General features: G+C 73.4%; 15 protein-coding genes. 11 read left to right on the top strand and 4 right to left on the bottom strand.

Going from position 1 to position 19,018, the window contains the following annotated elements:
- The first annotated feature begins 35 nt into the window (after window positions 1-35).
- Window positions 36-701: a hypothetical protein gene (locus ACZ63I_RS13280; RefSeq protein ID WP_469338217.1), complete on the top strand. Its 666-nt coding sequence runs from the start codon at window positions 36-38 to the stop codon at window positions 699-701.
- Window positions 702-848: 147 nt separating this feature from the next.
- On the opposite strand, the gene ACZ63I_RS13275 is transcribed toward ACZ63I_RS13280, so the two are convergent.
- Window positions 849-1,481, bottom strand: a complete 633-nt coding sequence (locus ACZ63I_RS13275) for a hypothetical protein (protein WP_469338215.1) — start codon at window positions 1,479-1,481, stop codon at window positions 849-851.
- Window positions 1,482-1,834: 353 nt separating this feature from the next.
- Here ACZ63I_RS13275 and ACZ63I_RS13270 point away from each other — a divergent pair, with 353 nt between their 5' ends.
- From ACZ63I_RS13270 to ACZ63I_RS13260, 3 genes are all read left to right on the top strand, one after another.
- The gene (locus ACZ63I_RS13270; RefSeq protein ID WP_469338213.1) at window positions 1,835-3,994 is read left to right on the top strand and encodes a RecQ family ATP-dependent DNA helicase; all 2,160 of its coding nucleotides are present in this window, start codon (window positions 1,835-1,837) and stop codon (window positions 3,992-3,994) included.
- 99 nt (window positions 3,995-4,093) lie between these two features.
- Entirely contained in the window at window positions 4,094-4,717 is a 624-nt protein-coding gene (locus tag ACZ63I_RS13265) for a TetR/AcrR family transcriptional regulator (RefSeq protein ID WP_469338211.1), read from the top strand.
- Window positions 4,714-6,348, top strand: a complete 1,635-nt coding sequence (locus tag ACZ63I_RS13260) for a carboxylesterase/lipase family protein (RefSeq protein ID WP_469338209.1) — start codon at window positions 4,714-4,716, stop codon at window positions 6,346-6,348. Before ACZ63I_RS13265 ends, ACZ63I_RS13260 begins: the two co-directional genes overlap by 4 nt.
- A 44-nt stretch (window positions 6,349-6,392) precedes the next feature.
- Here the strand turns inward: ACZ63I_RS13260 and ACZ63I_RS13255 are convergent, their stop codons facing one another.
- Together ACZ63I_RS13255 and ACZ63I_RS13250 are read right to left on the bottom strand one after the other, a co-directional pair.
- Window positions 6,393-7,742, bottom strand: a complete 1,350-nt coding sequence (locus tag ACZ63I_RS13255) for a PP2C family protein-serine/threonine phosphatase (RefSeq protein ID WP_469338207.1) — start codon at window positions 7,740-7,742, stop codon at window positions 6,393-6,395.
- Window positions 7,743-7,778: 36 nt separating this feature from the next.
- Window positions 7,779-8,432, bottom strand: a complete 654-nt coding sequence (locus tag ACZ63I_RS13250; RefSeq protein ID WP_469338206.1) for a class I SAM-dependent methyltransferase — start codon at window positions 8,430-8,432, stop codon at window positions 7,779-7,781.
- 164 nt (window positions 8,433-8,596) lie between these two features.
- Between ACZ63I_RS13250 and ACZ63I_RS13245 the strand changes: the two genes are divergently transcribed.
- The 7 genes from ACZ63I_RS13245 (at window position 8,597) to ACZ63I_RS13215 (ending at window position 18,648) form a co-directional block, all read left to right on the top strand.
- Window positions 8,597-9,895 carry a DUF4192 domain-containing protein gene (locus ACZ63I_RS13245; RefSeq protein WP_469338204.1) on the top strand — a complete coding sequence of 433 codons (1,299 nt, stop codon included), beginning with the start codon at window positions 8,597-8,599 and terminating at the stop codon, window positions 9,893-9,895.
- A gap of 115 nt (window positions 9,896-10,010) precedes the next feature.
- A complete protein-coding gene (locus tag ACZ63I_RS13240) occupies window positions 10,011-12,008 on the top strand; it encodes a glycogen debranching N-terminal domain-containing protein (protein WP_469338203.1) in 1,998 nt (665 codons plus the stop codon).
- Window positions 12,009-12,078: 70 nt separating this feature from the next.
- Window positions 12,079-12,843 (top strand): NUDIX hydrolase, encoded by a 765-nt coding sequence (locus tag ACZ63I_RS13235; protein WP_469338201.1) that lies wholly within the window; start codon window positions 12,079-12,081, stop codon window positions 12,841-12,843.
- Window positions 12,844-12,899: 56 nt separating this feature from the next.
- Window positions 12,900-14,702: an ABC transporter ATP-binding protein gene (locus ACZ63I_RS13230; protein WP_469338200.1), complete on the top strand. Its 1,803-nt coding sequence runs from the start codon at window positions 12,900-12,902 to the stop codon at window positions 14,700-14,702.
- Between the two features lie 191 nt (window positions 14,703-14,893).
- A complete protein-coding gene (locus ACZ63I_RS13225) occupies window positions 14,894-15,760 on the top strand; it encodes a FadR/GntR family transcriptional regulator (protein WP_469338383.1) in 867 nt (288 codons plus the stop codon).
- A 346-nt stretch (window positions 15,761-16,106) separates the two neighbouring features.
- Complete coding sequence (locus ACZ63I_RS13220) at window positions 16,107-17,654, top strand: RNA polymerase sigma factor (RefSeq protein WP_469338198.1); 1,548 nt, start codon at window positions 16,107-16,109, stop codon at window positions 17,652-17,654.
- A gap of 145 nt (window positions 17,655-17,799) precedes the next feature.
- Window positions 17,800-18,648: a serine protease gene (locus ACZ63I_RS13215; RefSeq protein WP_469338196.1), complete on the top strand. Its 849-nt coding sequence runs from the start codon at window positions 17,800-17,802 to the stop codon at window positions 18,646-18,648.
- Between the two features lie 138 nt (window positions 18,649-18,786).
- Here the strand turns inward: ACZ63I_RS13215 and ACZ63I_RS13210 are convergent, their stop codons facing one another.
- Window positions 18,787-19,017 carry a DUF7455 domain-containing protein gene (locus tag ACZ63I_RS13210; protein WP_469338194.1) on the bottom strand — a complete coding sequence of 77 codons (231 nt, stop codon included), beginning with the start codon at window positions 19,015-19,017 and terminating at the stop codon, window positions 18,787-18,789.
- Window position 19,018 lies beyond the last annotated feature (1 nt).

Raw genomic sequence — 19,018 nt, 5'->3', positions numbered from 1 at the left:
TGCCTTTCGCACCGGTGTTTGATAGAAACCCAGTTATGCCTCTCACCCCCGAGGAGCCTCAGATTCACGAGAGAGCCCAGGGTCCCAGCGCCGCACCGGCCACCGGCCGGACCGCGCCGACCCCGCGTCCCGTACCCGGACCGCGCCCCGTACCGGGTCCGCGCTCCGCGTCGACACCGCGCCCCGGACGTCCGGGACCCGGTCCTGCGAGGCCGGCGCCCCCGGCGCAGCGCTCGCACAGCTCAGCCGGAGCGCCCCAGGCGGCCCGGCCGAGCACCCCTTCCGCCTCTTCCGCGCCTTCTCAAGGTGCCGCCCCTCAGGTCCAGTTGGTCCCGGCCCCGGCCGGCGGTGCGCTGGACGCCGCTGAGGAAGCGGTCGACCTGCTGCTCGACTCCGGTCGTGCGCCGGGCGACATCCTCGTACTCACCACGGGCGAACAGCACCCGTGGGCGACGCACGAGCTGTCGTTCGGCGAGGACGCCTACTGGGCACAGCACGACGCCGGCGAGGACGTGTTCTTCGCGGACGCCGCCGCTGTCGACCGAGCCACGTCCAGGGCCGTGGTGGTCGTCGCGCTCAACGGGGGCGACGACGCCTCCGTCGGCCGCGCGCTGCCCTCGGCGCTGCGGCGGGCCGGTGCGCTGCTCATCGTGTGCGGCGACCCCGAGCGGGCCAACGCCGCACTCGGCGCGGGCGTCTGAGCGGTACGACGCGCGCGTACGGTCGTGGTCGCGGCCAGGCGCTCTGACCCGGCTGCCCGTTCGGGGCGGCCGGGCCCTCAGCCTGCGCCGACGGCCTACGACGTGTGCCGACGGCTCCGCACCATGTGTCGGCGGGGCAGCGGTCGGTCAGCGGGCCGCCGTCCTGCGGAGCACCTCGACGGCGCCGCCACCGCCGCGTACGTGGGGCGGGCCGGGGTCGGCCGCCCAGTCGGCCAGCGCGGTGGGCCTGGACTGGGAGTTGGGCTGCCGGCCGCCGCGGCCCTCGCCGAGCACCTGCCAGCCGCCGCGGGTCAGCGTGATGTACGCGCCGCAGCGCAGCCCGTGCAGGGTGCAGGCGTCCCGCAGGCCCCACATCCAGGCGCCGTCCGCCTCGGTCCAGCGCTCGTCACCCTCGCGGCAGTAGAGCAGGGCGGCGGTGCGCACCGGCGTACGGCGGCGCAGATCGTGCGGGATGACCCGGCGCAGATGCGCCAGCAGAGCGTTGCGGAACTCCCAGCCGTCCACCGGCGCGGCGGCGCGCGGGACGAACGAGGCGCTGGCGGCGAGCCGTTCCTCATGGTCGAGTACGGCGACGACGGCTGTTCCCGGCACCGGGTGATGGCGGCTGTGCAGGCCGCTGACGACCTCGCGCGGATTGCGCATCAGCGGTATCCCGGCCGCCGCCCATTCGGCGGGTTCCAGCATCCTGGCGAGGCGGCTGACGGAGTCGGCCGAAGCGGTGATCGAAGTGGCTGCGGACGGAGCGAATCCGAAGGTCACGTTCCTCCCTTCGCATACGCGCCCGTCGTACGGGCAAGGTCGAGTGAGGGCGCACCGCGGTCAGCCCTTGCGGACGCGAACAGGACCGTGCGGGGGCAGGTCCAATTCTCGCTGGCGCGGGGGCGCGCGGCAACGAGCAATTGGCCTGGCTGACAGGAATGCACGGGTATGTGTGTCATATCCCTGCCCAGTGCGACCGCCGCTGACTCCTGCTACCCGGCACGGACCTCGATACGGGCGGCGGTACGGGCGGCAGTACGGACACTGGGTACCTGCGCAAACGCGCCCGGCCCCGACTCGGCCGCCGCGGCCGGGATTGGGCCGATGTCAGTGCGGTGGGGTTGCATGGGGGCATGAGTAACCAGGAGCTGCGTGCCGAGGCCGACGCCATCCTTGCCGAGCTGGTCGGTGACCCGGGCGGCGCGACTCGGCTGCGCGAGGACCAGTGGCAGGCGGTGGCCGCCCTCGTGGAGGAGCGCCGGCGCGCGCTGGTGGTGCAGCGCACCGGCTGGGGCAAGTCGGCGGTGTACTTCGTCGCCACCGCCCTGCTGCGCCGGCGCGGCGCGGGCCCCACGGTGATCATCTCGCCGCTGCTGGCGCTGATGCGCAACCAGGTCGAGTCGGCGGCGCGCGCCGGTATCCAGGCGCGCACCATCAACTCGGCCAACCCGGAGGAGTGGGACACCATCTACCAGGAGGTCGAGCGCGGCGAGACCGATGTCCTCCTGGTCAGTCCCGAGCGGCTCAACTCGGTCGACTTCCGCGATCAGGTGCTGCCCAGACTCGCCGCGACGACCGGGCTGCTGGTGGTCGACGAGGCGCACTGCATCTCCGACTGGGGTCACGACTTCCGGCCCGACTACCGGCGGTTGCGGGCGATGCTGGCCGAGCTGCCGGCCGGTGTGCCGGTGCTGGCCACCACGGCGACGGCCAACGCGCGCGTGACCGCCGATGTGGCCGAGCAGTTGGGCACCGGCGCCGGTGAGGCCCTGGTGCTGCGCGGCCCGCTGGAGCGCGAGAGCCTGCGGCTGGGAGTGGTCCAGTTGCCGGACGCCGCACACCGGCTGGCCTGGCTCGCCGAGCATCTGAACGACCTGCCGGGCTCCGGGATCATCTACACGCTGACGGTCGCGGCGGCCGAGGAGGCCACGGTCTTCCTGCGCCGGCGCGATTTCCGGGTGGCCTCGTACACCGGGAAGACGGAGAACGCGGACCGGCTGCAGGCCGAGGTCGATCTCCAGGAGAACCGCGTCAAGGCGCTGGTGGCGACCTCGGCGCTGGGCATGGGCTACGACAAGCCGGACCTGGGCTTCGTGGTCCACCTGGGCTCGCCGTCCTCGCCGATCGCGTACTACCAGCAGGTGGGGCGCGCCGGGCGCGGGGTGGCGCATGCCGATGTGCTGCTGCTCCCCGGCAGGGAGGACGAAGCCATCTGGCGCTATTTCGCCGACACCGCCTTCCCGCCCGAGGCGCAGGTCCGGCAGACCCTCGCGGCCCTCACCGACGCGGGACGGCCGCTGTCCGTGCCGGCGCTTGAAGCCGCGGTCGACCTCCGGCGCAGCCGGCTGGAGTCGATGCTGAAGGTGCTGGACGTGGACGGCGCGGTCAAGCGGGTGAAGGGTGGCTGGACGGCCACCGGAGCCGAGTGGGTGTACGACGCCGAGCGCTACGCGTGGGTGGCCAAGCAGCGGGCGGCCGAGCAGCAGGCCATGCGCGACTACGCGAGCACGGCGCAGTGCCGGATGGAGTTCCTGCGCCGGCAGTTGGACGACGAGGGGGCGGCCCCCTGCGGCCGGTGCGACAACTGCGCGGGTAACTGGGCCGATTCCGGGGTATCGGCGGAGGCGCTGACGGGGGCGGCCAAGGAGCTGGACCGCCCGGGGACCGAGGTGGAGCCGCGCCGGATGTGGCCGACGGGCATGCCCGCCTTGGGCATTGAGCTGAAGGGGCGCATCCCGGTCAAGGAGCAGTGCTCCACCGGGCGCGCGCTGGGCCGGCTCTCGGACATCGGCTGGGGCAACCGGCTGCGCCCGCTGCTGGCCGAGAGCGCGCCCGACGGCCCTGTCCCCGACGACGTCCTGCAGGCCGCCGTGGCGGTCCTGGCCGACTGGGCGCGTTCCTCGGGCGGCTGGGCGCCGACCGTCCAGGACGCCTCGGCCCGGCCGGTCGGGGTCGTCGCCGTACCGTCCCTGGGCCGTCCGCAACTCGTCGGCTCGCTCGCCCAGGGCATCGCGACCGTGGGCCGCCTGCCCTTCCTGGGGGCCCTGACGTACACCGGACCTGACGGCGCGCATGTGACCCACCGCAGCAACTCAGCCCAGCGGCTGCGGGCGCTGTCCGGCGCCTTCGCCGTCTCCGCCGACCTGGCCGCGGCCCTGGCCGCGGCTCCCGGCCCCGTCCTGCTCGTGGACGACTACACCGACTCGGGCTGGACCCTCGCGGTCGCCGCGCGGCTGCTGCGCCAGGCGGGCGCCGAAGGGGTGCTGCCGCTGGTGCTCGCCGCCGCCGGCTGATCCGCCTGACCCGGCTGACCCGCCTGACCCACCGACCCACCTGACCCGCCTGACTGGCAGTGCTGGCAATTTTTTGGCAGGGGTGCTAAATCTGGACGGGTGGAGTCGGAAACGCACGGCCCTGAGAAGCGCCCGCCGTCCTTCATCCAGGCGGCGCGGCGCCAGCAGCTCGTCGACTGCGCCGTCGAGGTGATCGCCGAGCTGGGTGCCGAGCGCGCCTCGATCGTGCGGATCGCCCAGCGTGCCGGGGTCAGCCGAGGCGTCGTGACGTACCACTTCCGCGACAGGGACGACCTGTTCGACCGGGTGGTCGAGGAGGTCTACCGGATCGGGGAGGCCGAGGTCGGGCCCCCGGTACGGGCGGCGGCGACACCGCGGGACGCGCTGCTGGCGTTCGTCGGCGGCAGCGTCGACTTCTACGCCCGGCACCCTGCCCATATGACCGCGCTGGTCGAGATCTTCGCCGCCGACCGGCACTCGCCCACGCGCTCGCGCGACGGCCGCGCCGAACACCACCACGAGACGGCCGACCTGGCCGAGATCCTGGCCGAAGGCCAGCGCAGCGGCCAGTTCCGCTCCTTCGACATCCCTCTCATGATCCTCACCCTCCGCGCCGTCCTGGACGCCGCCGTCCGGCACGTCACCTCCGGCGGCGACGCCGCAGTGCTGAGCGCCGAGCTGCGGCGTACCTGCGACGCGGCGACCCGGAAGGAGACCTCATGAAACCCACTCTCCGGCACACCCGGTGGGTCGCGCCGGCGGTCGCGGCCGTCCTCGCCGCCGCTGCCGTCGGCTGCGGCGGTAACAGCCGACCGCCTGAGCGGCCGGCCACGGCGCCGCTCACCGTCAGCACCAGCAGCGGCCGGCTGCACGGCCTCGCCACCGCCACGGCCCACCAGTTCCTCGGGGTCCGCTTCGCACAGCCTCCGACCGGCGCCCGCCGCTGGAAGGCGCCGCAACCACTCCCCGCCGCCACCGGCACCACGCAGGCCACGAAGCCGGGACCGCGCTGCGCGCAGGCGGCGGTCACGCCGGGCGCGAAGGCGGCCACCACCGAGGACTGCCTCTTCCTGAACGTCACCACCCCGCGCGACCGGCGCCCGGGGGAGAAGCTGCCCGTCATGGTGTGGTGGCACGGCGGCGGCTACACCACAGGGGCCGGTTCGGACTACGACGCACAGCGGCTGGCGAGCCAGGGCCGTGTCATCGTCGTCACCGCCAACTACCGGCTCGGCGCCTTCGGTTACTTCGGCCTCAAGGGGCTGCCCGGTTCCGGCACCTTCGGACTGGCCGACCAACTCGCCTCGCTGCGCTGGGCCGACACCAACGCGAAGGCGTTCGGTGGCGACCCCGACAACGTCACCGTGTTCGGGGAGTCGGCAGGGGCCATGTCGACCTGCGCCGTGCTCAGTTCACCGAAGGCGCGCGGCCTGGTCGACAAGGCCGCCGTCATGTCCGGCTCCTGCCTGCTGGACTGGTTTCCGGGCGCCCTGTACCCCGGTGCCCCGGCCGAGACCCCCTACAAGCCGCTCGCCACCGACGAGGCCGACGGGGCCAGGGTCGCGGCGGGCGTCGGCTGCGGCCACGGCACCGCCGCCGTGAAACTGGCGTGCCTGCGGTCCAAGCCCGCCGCCGACGTGGTGAAGCTGAACAACGACTTCGCCGACCACCTCTCGTACGGAACCGACCTGCTGCCCAGCAACCCCGCGACCGCTCTGCGGCGCGGTGACTTCGTGCATGTCCCCGTGCTGTCCGGCGGGAACAAGGACGAGGCCAGGTCTTTCGTCGGCGGTGCGCTGCTCGCCGACCCCGCAGCGGTCACCACGGCCACCTACCCCAAGCTCCTGGCGGCGGCGTTCGGCGGCCGGGCGGCCGATGTCGCGGCGGTGTATCCGGTCAAGAAGTACGGCTCCGCGGCCCTGGCCTGGTCCACGGTGATCACGGACGGGGCGTGGACCTGTCCCACCCTCGCGGGCAACCGGGCCCTGGCAGCCAAGACCACCGTGTACGCGTACGAATTCGCCGATCCGCAGGCGCCGAACGTGAACGGGTTCAAGGTCCCCGGCCTGCCGCTGGGCGCCTCGCACGCCACCGACCTGCCGTCCCTCTTCGACCTCGGCGGCAAGAACCTGCTGCGCACCACCGGGCAGCAGGCGCTGTCCAGCCGGATGATCGCCTACTGGTCGTCCTTCGCGCACGACGGCAGGCCCGCCGCCCCGAAGGCTCCGAGCTGGCCCAAGGCGACGGCGGGCGCGGCCCCGGCGAAGGACGTGCTGCGACTGATGCCGAGCGGCGACCGCATGGTGGACGCGGAGGCCGCCCACCACTGCGCCTTCTGGCAGGACGTCCGCTGACCCGGCCGACGCGCCGGACCGTTCGCGCCGCACACCGCCACGGCTCATTCCGCCGTGGCGGTGTACGGCGGAGCGCTCGCGGGCGGGATACGGAGGGCGAGCAGGGCGATGTCGTCCGTGCTCGCGTCACCGAGACCCGCCATCAACTCGTCGCAGAACGTCTCCAGCGGCTCGCGTGAGAGCGCCGCCGCATGCTGGCGCAGCCGGGTCATCCCGTCGTCGAACGTCTCGCTGCGGCGCTCGATCAGCCCGTCCGTGTACAGCAGCACCGTGCAGCCCGGCGGCAGTGACTCGGTGGCGTCGGAGCGGAGCGCGCCGGGCGTGACACCGAGCAGGATGCTGCGGCCCCCGGTCAGGAAACGGGTGTCGCCCTCGTCGGTGACCAGCAGGGGAGCCGGATGGCCCGCCGACGCGTACTCCAGCAGCCAGGGACCGTGCGGGTCCGGCTTGACGATCAGGCCGTACAGGCAGGTCAGCGTCTGGGTGGGGTAGAGGATCTCGTTCGCCGCGTCCAGCCTGGCCAGGATCTTGCCCGGCGGTTCCTTGCGGTCGCAGGCGATGCCCCGCAGCATGTTGCGCATCTGGCTCATGGCCACGGCCGACTTCAGGTCGTGGCCCGTGACATCGCCGATGATCAGCGTGAGGGCGCCGTCGGGCAGCGGGAACGCGTCGTACCAGTCGCCCCCGACCTCGGCGCTCACCCGCGCCGGTGCGTAGCGCGCGCTCAGCTCCACCGGGCCCGTGACGGGGAGGACGGGCAGCAGCGAGCGCTGAAGCCGCTCCGCTGTGTGCGCGGTCTGGGCGTGCAGGCGCGCGTTGTCGACGGCCATGGCGATACGGTGCGCCAGATCCACCACGAGCGGCAGCCGCTCCTGCTGGTCAAGACCGTCCTGGTTGACCCGCACCAGGGTCAGTACGCCCACCACCTTGCGGCGGGCCCGCAGCGGCACCAGGACCGCCCGGTGCGCCCCCAATTGGGCGAAGGTCTGCAACTCGATACGCTCCAGCGCGTCGGCTCCCTCTTCGGGCGCCGGGAACTCGGTCAGCCGCAGCGGCCCGGCGCCGCGCAGTGCGCGCGCCAGCGGCGCCTGGGAGTCGACGTCGGCCGCAGGCAGCAGCGCCTCCAAGAACTCGGAAGGCAGCGCGTTGGGCTCGCGGTGCTCCACCACGGCCCGGCGCAGCCGCCGCTCGTCGTCCTCCTCGACCAGATCGATGGCGCACCAGTCGGCGAGGGCGGGCACCAGCACCCGGCACAGCCGCCGCAGCCCCGGCTCCAGCTCCAGGGTGCTGGACAGCGCCTCGGAGGCGTTGGCCACGAGCGTCAACCGGTCGAGCGAGTCCTGCACCGCCCGGTCCACGTCGAACGCCGCGTCCCTTTCTGGCTGCGTACTCAATCGCTTCCTCTCTGTGCTGCGGCGGGACGGCGGCGCCTAGGCCGACGTGCGTGTCATGGCGCAGAGCCAGCCGCGGATGCCCGCCGGATCGAGGGTGATCTCGATCGTGGCGGGGACGACAGAATCGATCTGGAGCTTGTCGCCGAACGCCTCGGCGATGTCGTCGCGCGACAGCCGGTACGGGACCGTCACCCCCGGCGTCCTGGGCTCCCGGTCGCTGAAGCAGAGCAGGAAGTAGCGGCCGCCGGGGCGCAGCACCGTCCGCAGGCCGCTGGTGAAGGCGGCACGGTCCTGCGGATCGAGCATGTGGAACATGCCGGAGTCGAGCACGGTGTCGTACTGCTCTCCCAGGGCTGGCAGCTCCAGCGCGTTGTGCCGCAGGAACCGGACGGTGGAGCCGCGCTGCCGGGCCTTGTCCTCCGCGGTCCGCAGCGCGCTGGTCGCCAGGTCGATGCCGGTGACGTCGAGACCGAGGTCGGCGCACATGAACGCGTGCTCGCCCGTCCCGCAGCCGACGTCCAGCACCCGTCCCTGGACGGCGCCCGAGCGCGCCACGTCGAGAAGGGCCTTCTGCGGGCGCCCGATCTCCCACGGCGGCGGGTCGGCGTACCGGTCCTCCAGCTCCTGCCAGGGGTTCGGGTCGTCGCTCGCGGCGTGATCGGCATCGTCGGGCGGGAGCGGTGCGGGCATGTGCGGGCCTCCTGTCGCTGCCGTCGCCGGAGACCGCGGCGGCAGGTCGGTGCCTTTCGACTCTACGCCGGACGGGCACCTCGTGCCCGAGCCGCAGGACGGCCTGTGGATAACCTTATCCACAGGGGTCGCGGGGGATGTGGCCTGTGCGGGAACGTCGAGCCATGAACAAGCACAGCGCACAGACCGGACCGTCCGACCAGCAGCAGATCACCTTGCGCAGCCCCGCCGAACTCGCCGACGCACTGCCCTATCTGATGGGTTTTCACCCGAGCGACTCGGTCGTGCTCGTCGCGCTGCACGGGGAGCACGGCCGATTCGGCGGCCGGCTCAGGCTCGGGATCCCGGCCGCGCCGGACGAGTGGCTGCCGGTGGCCGATCAGCTCGCCGACTGCCTGGTGGAGGGGAGCGAGCGGCGGGGCGAGCGGCCGGACGGGATCATCGCATTCCTCTGCCAGGATCCGGCCGAGGGCGGGACGGGCCGGCAGGTCATGGAGCGGCTGCGCCCGCTCGCTCAGCGGCTGCGTACCGCGTGCGGCGCGCTCGACGTGCCGGTGCACGAGGTGCTGTGCATTTCCGGGGGCCGCTTCTGGTCGTACTGCTGTCCCGACGTCCGCTGCTGTCCGCCGGAAGGCAAGGAGCTGGTCCTGCCCGGCACATCGGTGATGGCGGCCGCCGCCGCGTACGCGGGCATCCAGGTGCGCGGATCGCTGAAGGAGATGGAGGCGCGGCTGCGGCCCTGGCGTACGCCGGCGGTCGACGACCAGCTCCGGGCGCTGGACGACGCGGGTGCCGCGCTCGTGCCGAAGATTCTGGGCGCGGGGAACAGGCAGCAGGTCGGCAGGGCGACCCTGCGGACGGCGCGCGCCCTCATGACGCGGCTCGGCGGGACGTCCGTCGCCGACCGCTCGGCGGTCGAGGGGGACGCGGCGGACGACGGACTCATCAGCCACGCCGAAGCGGCCCAGGTCATCCTCGGCCTGCAGGACCGCGAGACCCGTGACCGCGCCGCCGAATGGATGGAAGGACCGGAGGCGGAGTCCGCGCTGCGGCTCTGGCGCGCGCTGGCCCGCCGGTGCGTCGGGGCGTACGCCGAACATGCGGTGGCGCCGCTCACCCTGGCCGGCTGGGTCGCCTGGTCCCTGGGCGACGAGCCGGCGGCCAGGGTCGCGCTGGGGCTCGCCCTGCGGACCGACCCCCGGTACGTCTTCGCGCAACTGCTCCATCAGGCGTGCAACGACGGCCTGGACCCCGAGGCGCTGCGTGCGTGTCTGCGGGAGGAGCGCGGCTCGCGTGCCACAGCCGCCGCGCGCAAGGCGGGCAACCGGCCGCGGCCCCGTCCTGCGGGCCGCGCCCCGCGGCCCGGGGCCCTGCCGCCGGCGGCCAGGCGGCCGGGTCCGACGGCCGCGCGCGACCGTGCGAGCGGGCGCAGCGGGCAGCGCGGTTCGAGGAGCGGGCGATGACAGCCGTGACCCGGCCGCCCGAAACCGCGTTCACCGGGGTGGCGGAGTTGTACGAGCCGCGCCGCCGGTCGTCCGGCGGCTCACCGGAGCGCACAGAAGGCAGAGCGGACCCCAGATGGTTCTCACCGTCCCTCCCAGCAGAACCGGCCTCTCCCGCGCCGCGCCCCCGGGTGAACTGCCGGCGGCCCACCGGGCCCTGCTCTGCGTCGCGCTGCCGTGCCTCGCCGTTTCGGCCGAGCACGGCCAGCTCACCGGCATCGGTCTTGACGGCTTCTACGAGTCGGGCCGCAGGCTCCTGTCGCGCTGTCAGCTCCGGGTCGCCGGGCGCGAGCCCGTCGCGTTGCAGGGGCGGCTGGTGGCCGCGGACAAGGCGCGCTTTCTGGCCGTGGTCCGGACGCCCGCCGACACCGGACCCGATCCGGAGATCAGCGTCGAACGGATCAGGGACGCCGACGGCACCGAGCGCGTCGTCCTGCGCAGCGCCGCCAAGGCGCCGCGCCGCGTCATGGTGGAGATCGCTTTCGGCACGGATCTGGCGGAGCTCGCGGCCGTCGCGGCGGGCCGGGCAGGACCCGAACTCCCCGCGACCGTCCACACGGCCGGGTTGCGCTGGACAGCGGCCGACGGGCGGTATGCCGTCGTCACGGCCGATCCCGCGCCCGCGGACGCGCTCGCCTCGGCGGGGCTGCTGCGCTGGGAGTTCGAACTGCGCCCCGGCGCCCCTCGGACCATCGAGCTGCGCGTCCGCTCGGGGCGCCCCGTCCGGCCTGCGGGCAGGACCGGCGCCGTGTCCCTGCCGGAGGCGACGGCGGAGGGGGACGACCCGAGGGTGCGGGCGCTGTTCGCCGCGAGCGTCGGCGATCTGCGGGCGCTCCTGCTGCGCGGCCCCGGCGGACCCGCGGACATCTATCCCGCCGCCGGGGTCCCCTGGCGGTGCGGGCCGCCCTCAGCCGAGGCGCTGTGGGCCGTACGGATGGCGCTCCCGCTCGGCACCCGGCTGGCGGCGGGGACGCTGCGCGCCGTCGCCCGTGGCCAGCTCACCGGAGCGGGGGACGACTGCGGGCGTATCCCCGGGCCGCTGCGGGACGCCGGTCCGCATCTGCCGCCGAGCTGTACCGGTGTCGAGGCGACGCTCGCCTTCCCCGCCGTCCTGGCCGAGGCCCGGCGCTGGGGACTGCCGGAGCAGGAGCTGGCCGAGCTGCTGCCGGCGGCCGAGCGGTGCCTCGGCTGGCTGCGTGCGGCGGCGGGCGACGACGGGCTGCTGGCGGACCAGAGGTCCGCCGGGCCGCAGCGGGCCGAGACCCAGGCGCACGCGCACCGCGCGGCCGTGCTCGGCGCCGATCTGCTGGAGGCGTGCGGCAGACCGGGGGCCGACGAGTGGCGGGAGTGGGCGCGGGCGTTGCGCGAGACGTTCCGGCGGTGCTTCTGGATCGACGACCGCGCGGGCGGCCGGCCGGCCGTCGCGCGCAGCCCCGACGGGCGGCTGCTGCCGTATCTGAGCGGCAGTTCGGCCCATCTGCTGGACACCGGTCTGCTGGGTGGGGGAGAGCAGGCCCCAGGGCTCCTCGACCGGGCGCAGACCGGGCAACTGGCCAAGCTGCTCGGCGGCCCGGGGCTCGACTCCGGCTGGGGGCTGCGCGGCCTGGGCGCCAGGGAGCCGGGGCACAACCCCTTCGGCCACCGGGCGGGGGCGGTCAGGGTGCATGAGACGGCCGTGGCCGTCGCGGGACTCGCGGCGGCGGGACACGAGAGGGAGGCGGCAGGACTGCTGCGCGGGGTGCTGGCGGCGGCCGAGACGTTCGGCCACCGGCTGCCCGAGATGTACGCGGGGGAGCAGCGCACGGCGGGCGGGGCTCCCGCACCGCATCCGGCGGCGTGCCGGCCGGCGGCGGTGGCGGCGGGCGCCGGGATCCAGTTGCTCGTCACCCTCGCCGGAATCCGCCCCGACGCGCCCGCGGGCACGCTCGCGCTGCGGCCGGTGCGCGCTGCGCCGCTCGGCGCGCTGCACCTCGCCGGACTGCGGGTGGCGGGTGAGCCCTTCTCCGTACGGGTGAGCCGGCTCGGCCTCGGGATGGTCGAGGAAGCGGCCGCAGGACTCCAACTGGGGGTGTGACAGGGGCAGAACGTCGATCGGGGATGCCGGAAGGACTGTTTATCGTCAGGCAGACGACTATGATCGCGGCATGTCTCCCTACGACCCGTCGGCCTTCCCGCCTTTCGCCGTCACCGTCGACCTGGTCGTGCTCACCGTGCGCCGTCACGCGCTCTGCGCGCTTGCCGTGCGGCGCGGCGAGCCGCCGTTCCAGGGCCGCTGGGCGCTGCCCGGCGGATTCGTCAGGGTCGACGAGGACCTGGCCGCCGCGGCCGCCCGCGAACTCGCCGAGGAGACCGGCCTCGGCGCCCAGGACGCGCAGTCCGCAGGACAGGGGAACGCGGCCCATCTCGAACAGCTCGCCACCTACGGGGACCCCGGCAGGGACCCCCGGATGCGGGTGGTCAGTGTGGCCCATCTGGCGCTGTCGCCCGACCTGCCGGCGCCGCGCGCGGGCGGTGACGCCAACAGCGCCCGCTGGGCGCCCGTCGAGGTGCTGCTCAGCCAGGAGGGCGGGTTCAGCCGGGAGGGTGACCAGCCCGCGCAGCTCGCCTTCGACCACGCGCGGATCCTCGCCGACGGGGTGGAGCGGGCCAGGTCCAAGATCGAGTACTCGTCCCTGGCCACCGCCTTCTGCCCGGCCGAATTCACCGTGGGTGAACTGCGCCGGGTGTACGAGGCGGTGTGGGGCGTCGCCCTCGACCCCCGCAACTTCCACCGCAAGGTGACGGGCACCCCGGGGTTCCTCGTCCCCTCGGGCGGGACGACGACCCGTCAGGGCGGCAGGCCGGCCCAGTTGTTCAGGGCGGGCGGCGCGACCGTGCTCAATCCGCCGATGCTGCGGCCCGAGGTCTGACACCCGCACAGGTAGCATTACCTCGCAAGTCGGACATATAGCGTTATCTTGCTGGTGTGCTCCAGGCCATCGGACTGACCAGCAACCCCCGTCGCGACCTCCCGCCGGCCGTGGACGATCTGACCTTCGAAGCCCGGCCGGGCCGCGTCACGGCGCTCCTCGGGGCGCCCGGCGCGGGCAAGACCACCGCGCTCCGGCTGATGCTCGAACTCGAACACGGCCGCGGTGTCGCCTACTTCCGCGGCCGGCCCCTGCACCGCATCGCCCATCCGGCACGCGAGGTCGGGGTGCTGCTCGGCGATGTGCCGGGCCACCCCGCGCGCACCGCCCGAGGGCAACTGCGGATGCTCTGCGCCGCGGCCGGGGTGCCCGCCGTCCGCGCCGACGAACTGCTCGACGTCGTCGGGCTCGGCGCCCTGCGCGACGAGCGGCTCGGCAATCTCTCGATCGGCATGGACCGCAGGCTCGGACTCGCCTCGGCGCTGCTGGGCGATCCGCACACCCTCCTGCTCGACGCGCCCTCGGCCGGGCTCTCCCCCCGCGAGACCGGCTGGCTGCACGGCCTGCTGCGGGCCCACGCCGCGCACGGCGGCACCGTCCTCTACACGACAGCCGATCCCAAGGAAGCCGCCCGCGCCGCCGACCGGGTCGTCACCATCGACGGCGGCAGACTCGTCGCCGACCAGGACGGCGCGGCCTTCGCCGCCACCCGGCTGCGGCCCCGGGTCGCCGTCAGGACTCCGCACGCCGCCCGGCTCGCCGACGTACTGACCCGCGAGGCCAGGGCGGGCCGGCGCTCCGTCGAGGTGGTGGCCGACGCGGGCAGCAGGCTCACCGTCTACGGCAGCAGTTGCCCGGAGATCGGCGAGACGGCCTTCCGGCACGGTGTCCTCGTCCACCAGCTCGCCGACGAGATCGGTGACACCGGCCCGACACCCGGCCCCCCCACCCCAGGCCCGACACCCGGTCCGGTGCCCACCCACCCGTCCGGCGCCCCGGTCCGCGAGCCCGGCGACACCCTGGTGGATCTGCCCGTTCAGACCAAGGGCCCGCGGACCGTCGCACCGCCGCTGTCCGCGCGCCCCGTCCGCACCCCGCTGCGGCCCCTGCGCTACGAGCTGCGCCGCATGCTCGGCGTCCGGACGGCGCCGCTCGTCGCCGCCGCCGTGCTCGTGGCTTCCGTCGCGCTCGCCGTACCGCTGGCCCGCACCGGCGGCACCCCGCTGCCCAACCTGCTCGCCGCGTGGCCCCGGATCCTGCCCCTGCCGCCCGCCGCACTCGGCGCCGGGCTGCTCGGCGCGCTCTCGTTCGGCGACGAGTTCCGCTACCCCGCGCTCGCCGGTGCGCGCGGCACCGTCCCGCGCCGGCTCGGGCTGCTCGCTGCCAAACTCGCCGTCACCGCCACGGCCGCCGTCCTGCTCGCCGCCGCAGCCGTGGCGGCCGACGGCGGCGCGCTGCGCCTCGTCTACGGCGCGGCGGCCGCGCCCGTACCGGACAACTGGCTCGCCCTCGGCGCGGGTTGGGCCGGGCTCGCGGTCGGCTGCGCGTGGGCGGGACTGCTCGGCGCCGGCGTCTTCCGGGTCACCGCCGCCGGTGTCACCGCCGTGATCGCCGTACCGGTCCTGGTCGTTCCGCTGCTGGACAAGGCGCTCGCCGGGCCGTCAGCGCGTTCGATCGTCGGACTCCCGAGCAGACTGCGGGAACTCGCCTGGCTGCAATGGCCCCATCAGGCCGACCACTGGCTGATGGCCACCGCGCGGCTGATCGCCCAGCCGGTGGCCGCCGCCCTCGCCCTCTCGCTCTGCGCCCTGCTCTGCGCGTATTTGTTCACCGGGCTTCGCCGCAGGGCCCGTTGGTGATCGCCTGGTGACAGAAAAATGCCCTACTGGCCACAACTCCCCTGAGAAAGCGCGGTTCTTTACGCCATGGATGCGGAACGCGTCAATCGAGGCGCGGGCGCCGATCACCCTTTCGTGTGCTTTTCACCAAAGACCTCAAGGGCGGTGGAAACGGCGCCGACAAAGGATGCGTGAGTACCCTTGCGCACACCATGATGACCGCCGCCCGTTCCGTCGAGTCCGGCCTGCCCGGTCCGGGCGAACTCGACCGCTACCCCTTTGCCGAGGCGCCCGGCGCCGACCGCGCCGCCCCGCCCGTCTGGGACGGGCCTGAGAACGATCTGGGCCGGATGGGCCGCCGCTCCGCGGGCAGCCGCGGCCGCGGTCTGCACGGCCAACTCGTCCAGCAGCTCGGACAGATGATCGTTTCCGGTGACCTGGGTGCCGACCGGCCGCTGGTGCCCGAGGAGATCGGCCAGCGCTTCGAGGTCTCCCGCACGGTCGTGCGGGAATCCCTGCGCGTCCTGGAGGCCAAGGGCCTGGTGAGCGCCCGCCCCAATGTCGGTACCCGCGTCCGCCCGGTCAGCGACTGGAACCTGCTGGACCCCGACATCATCGAATGGCGCGCCTTCGGACCGCAGCGCGACGACCAGCGCCGCGAGCTGAGCGAGCTGCGCTGGACGATCGAGCCCCTCGCCGCGCGGCTCGCCGCGGGGCACGGCCGGGAGGACGTGCAGCAGCGGCTGGTCGACATGGTGGAGATCATGGGCCATGCCCTCGCCCAGTCGGACACGGTCACCTTCGCCCGCGCCGACGCCGAATACCACTCCCTGCTGATCCAGCTCGCCGGCAACCGCATGCTGGAGCACCTGTCCGGCATCGTCTGCGCCGCGCTCCAGGTCTCCGGCGGTCCGGTCAGCGGCTGCGACCGCCCCACCGACGCCTCGCTCGCGCACCACGCGCGGATCATCGACGCGCTGGGCTCCGGCGACGCCAACGGTGCCGAATCGGCCATGCGGCAGCTACTGACCGTCCATCCTGAGGTGGAGCGAGTCGTTCCGGCTCCTCGCGAGCACTGAGCGCAGCCCCGGGCCAGGGCGTACGGGGATGTACGCGACGAGTGTCGCCGGGCGCTTCCGCGCGTCCGGCGACACGATCGTGGGGGCTTAAAACCCCTTCTGGCCGTTTTGTCGCCAATGAGGTGTGACTCGGGCCACGTGGATTGGGCGTAACACTCCTCGGGGCAGGGCGATGACCTAAGAGGTGACAGCCGAAGAGGGAATGCGACCGCCGTCCGCGGCGCCGCGTATTCACCTCCGAGGTCCAAGCCCGCGCCGTCGGTGACATCCCCAGCCGGCGGACGTCGGCTCCGGCCCGATCCAGGGCGGGGCCGGAAGCCGTTTCCATCGTTCCGAGAGGTTGTTCGTGTCGGCCAGCACATCCCGTACGCTCCCGCCGGAGATCGCCGAGTCCGAGTCTGTGATGGCGCTCATCGAGCGGGGAAAGGCTGATGGGCAGATCGCCGGCGACGACGTGCGTCGGGCCTTCGAGGCTGACCAGATTCCGCCAACCCAGTGGAAGAATGTTCTGCGCAGCCTCAACCAGATCCTCGAGGAAGAGGGTGTGACGCTGATGGTCAGTGCCGCGGAGTCGCCGAAGCGCACCCGCAAGAGCGTCGCAGCGAAGAGCCCGGTCAAGCGCACCGCCACCAAGACAGTCGCGGCCAAGGCGACAGCGACGACGACAGTCGCCGCAGCCGCCGCTCCTGCCGCCGACATCGTGGAAGCCCCGGCCGACGAGGCCGCCGCACCCGCGAAGAAGGTGGCGGCGAAGAAGACCGTGGCGAAGAAGGCGACTGCCAAGAAGACCGCCGTCAAGAAGACGGCGGCCAAGAAGACCACCACCAAGAAGGACGCCGACGAGGCCGCCGACGGCGAGGAGCCGGTCGAGGAAGTCCAGGCGGGCAAGGGCGAGGAGGAGGAGGGCGAAGGCGAGAACAAGGGCTTCGTACTCTCCGACGACGACGAGGACGACGCGCCTGCCCAGCAGGTCGCCGTCGCCGGCGCCACCGCCGACCCGGTCAAGGACTACCTCAAGCAGATCGGCAAGGTCCCGCTCCTCAACGCGGAGCAGGAGGTCGAGCTGGCCAAGCGCATCGAGGCCGGTCTCTTCGCCGAGGACAAGCTCGCCAACTCCGACAAGCTCGCCCCCAAGCTCAAGCGCGAGCTGGAGATCATCGCCGAGGACGGGCGCCGCGCCAAGAACCACCTGCTGGAGGCCAACCTCCGCCTGGTGGTCTCGCTGGCCAAGCGCTACACCGGCCGCGGCATGCTCTTCCTGGACCTGATCCAGGAGGGCAACCTGGGTCTGATCCGCGCCGTCGAGAAGTTCGACTACACCAAGGGCTACAAGTTCTCCACGTACGCCACCTGGTGGATCCGGCAGGCGATCACCCGCGCCATGGCCGACCAGGCCCGCACCATCCGCATCCCGGTGCACATGGTCGAGGTCATCAACAAGCTCGCGCGCGTGCAGCGCCAGATGCTTCAGGACCTGGGCCGCGAGCCCACTCCCGAGGAGCTGGCCAAGGAACTCGACATGACCCCCGAGAAGGTCATCGAGGTCCAGAAGTACGGCCGCGAGCCGATCTCCCTGCACACCCCGCTGGGCGAGGACGGCGACAGCGAGTTCGGCGACCTCATCGAGGACTCCGAAGCCGTCGTACCGGCCGACGCGGTCAGCTTCACCCTGCTCCAGGAGCAGCTCCACTCGGTGCTGGACACCCTCTCGGAGCGCGAGGCCGGCGTGGTGTCGATGCGCTTCGGTCTCACCGACGGCCAGCCCAAGACGCTGGACGAGATCGGCAAGGTCTACGGCGTGACGCGTGAGCGCATCCGGCAGATCGAGTCGAAGACGATGTCGAAGCTGCGCCACCCGTCGCGTTCGCAGGTCCTGCGCGACTACCTCGACTAGAGGCGGCGGCGCCGTACGTCACGAGAGCCCGGATCCCCGCGCGGATCCGGGTTCTCGCGCGTCGCCGCGCATTTCGCGGGTGCGGGACTCTCCCGGTTTGATGACCCTGAGTGGATCACTACTCGACGGAGAGTCAGGAGTTCATATGCGTCGCACTATTGCCCGTCTGCTGACAGGGGGGCTGGCCGTGCTGGCGGCGGGGGCCGTGCCGCCGCTCGCCCATGGCGGGACGGCCGCCGCGGACGGTGTGGTCGTCGGCGGTACGCCGGCGAAGGTCGCCGACAGCCCCTGGGTCGTCGCCCTGTCCAGCCGTGACCGTTTCGGCGGTACCCGGGCCGGTCAGTTCTGCGGAGGCGTGGTGGTGGCGCCGACGAAGGTGCTGACAGCCGCGCACTGCATGAGCGCCGACGCGCTCGGGGCCGGCCCCGACAACGTGGGCGACCTGCGGATCATCGCGGGACGCGACCGGCTGCGCGACACCGGCGGCCAGGAGATCCCGGTACAGGGCTACGTCGTCGATCCCACGTACGACGCCGACACCAACCAGAACGACATGGCCGTCCTGACGCTGTCGAAGGCGCTGCCCGCCTCCTACGCCATCCGTCCGGCGGACCGGGGCGACAAGGCGTCCGCGCCGGGGACCGCTGCCGTGGTCTACGGCTGGGGCGACACCACAGGCCGGGGTGACTACGCGTACGCGCTCCGCTCCGCCCCTGTGACGGTCCTGGCGGACTCGGCATGCGAGCGGGCCTATCCGGGCGGCTCAGGGGGCCGCTACGCGGCTTCCTCGATGCTCTGCGCCGGTGACCCGGCCGGTGGCCGCGACGCCTGCCAGGGCGACAGCGGCGGACCGCTGGTCGCCCAGGGCCGGCTGATCGGGCTCGTCTCCTGGGGCAGCGGCTGCGGCCGGGCGGACGCCCCCGGCGTCTACGCCCGGATCACCTCGGACCTCGCGCCGGTCGCCGGGGCCCTACGGGCGCACGCCGGGCGCTGAGCCCCGCCGGCGCCGCGTACGGAACCGGGCGCCCGGCGGATCCGGACATGAGAACGGGCGGTCATCTCTGCCGATGCAGGGATGGCCACCCGTCGGCCGGTCCGGGACCGGCCCTTGGCTCGTCGTGGATGCGAGGTGTCAGTGTTCCTCTTCACCGCCGGCGGCCTGTACGGCCGTCAGTCGGTCGGTCTCATCCTGTATTTCCGCGGCGATCTTCTTGAGTTCCGGCTCGAACTTGCGCCCGTGGTGGGCGCAGAAGAGCAGTTCACCACCGCTGGACAGGAGGACGCGCAGATAAGCCTGGGCGCCGCATCGGTCGCAGCGGTCAGCCGCCGTCAGCGGGCTCGCGGGGGTCAGAACAGTAGTCACG

The sequence above is a fragment of the Streptomyces sp. NPDC087906 genome (genome assembly GCF_055584925.1).
Note: the sequence above shows the minus strand (reverse complement) of the source record. Positions and strands in the feature narration are given on the sequence as shown.

Excerpts from the sequence above, each read along its gene's own strand:
- ACZ63I_RS13250 (WP_469338206.1), bottom strand. The coding sequence starts at position 8,432 with ATGCCCGCACCGCTCCCGCCCGACGATGCCGATCACGCCGCGAGCGAC.
- ACZ63I_RS13215 (WP_469338196.1), top strand. The coding sequence starts at position 17,800 with ATGCGTCGCACTATTGCCCGTCTGCTGACAGGGGGGCTGGCCGTGCTG.
- ACZ63I_RS13280 (WP_469338217.1), top strand. The coding sequence starts at position 36 with ATGCCTCTCACCCCCGAGGAGCCTCAGATTCACGAGAGAGCCCAGGGT.
- ACZ63I_RS13240 (WP_469338203.1), top strand. The coding sequence starts at position 10,011 with ATGGTTCTCACCGTCCCTCCCAGCAGAACCGGCCTCTCCCGCGCCGCG.
- ACZ63I_RS13225 (WP_469338383.1), top strand. The coding sequence starts at position 14,894 with ATGATGACCGCCGCCCGTTCCGTCGAGTCCGGCCTGCCCGGTCCGGGC.
- ACZ63I_RS13245 (WP_469338204.1), top strand. The coding sequence starts at position 8,597 with ATGAACAAGCACAGCGCACAGACCGGACCGTCCGACCAGCAGCAGATC.
- ACZ63I_RS13260 (WP_469338209.1), top strand. The coding sequence starts at position 4,714 with ATGAAACCCACTCTCCGGCACACCCGGTGGGTCGCGCCGGCGGTCGCG.
- ACZ63I_RS13235 (WP_469338201.1), top strand. The coding sequence starts at position 12,079 with ATGTCTCCCTACGACCCGTCGGCCTTCCCGCCTTTCGCCGTCACCGTC.
- ACZ63I_RS13270 (WP_469338213.1), top strand. The coding sequence starts at position 1,835 with ATGAGTAACCAGGAGCTGCGTGCCGAGGCCGACGCCATCCTTGCCGAG.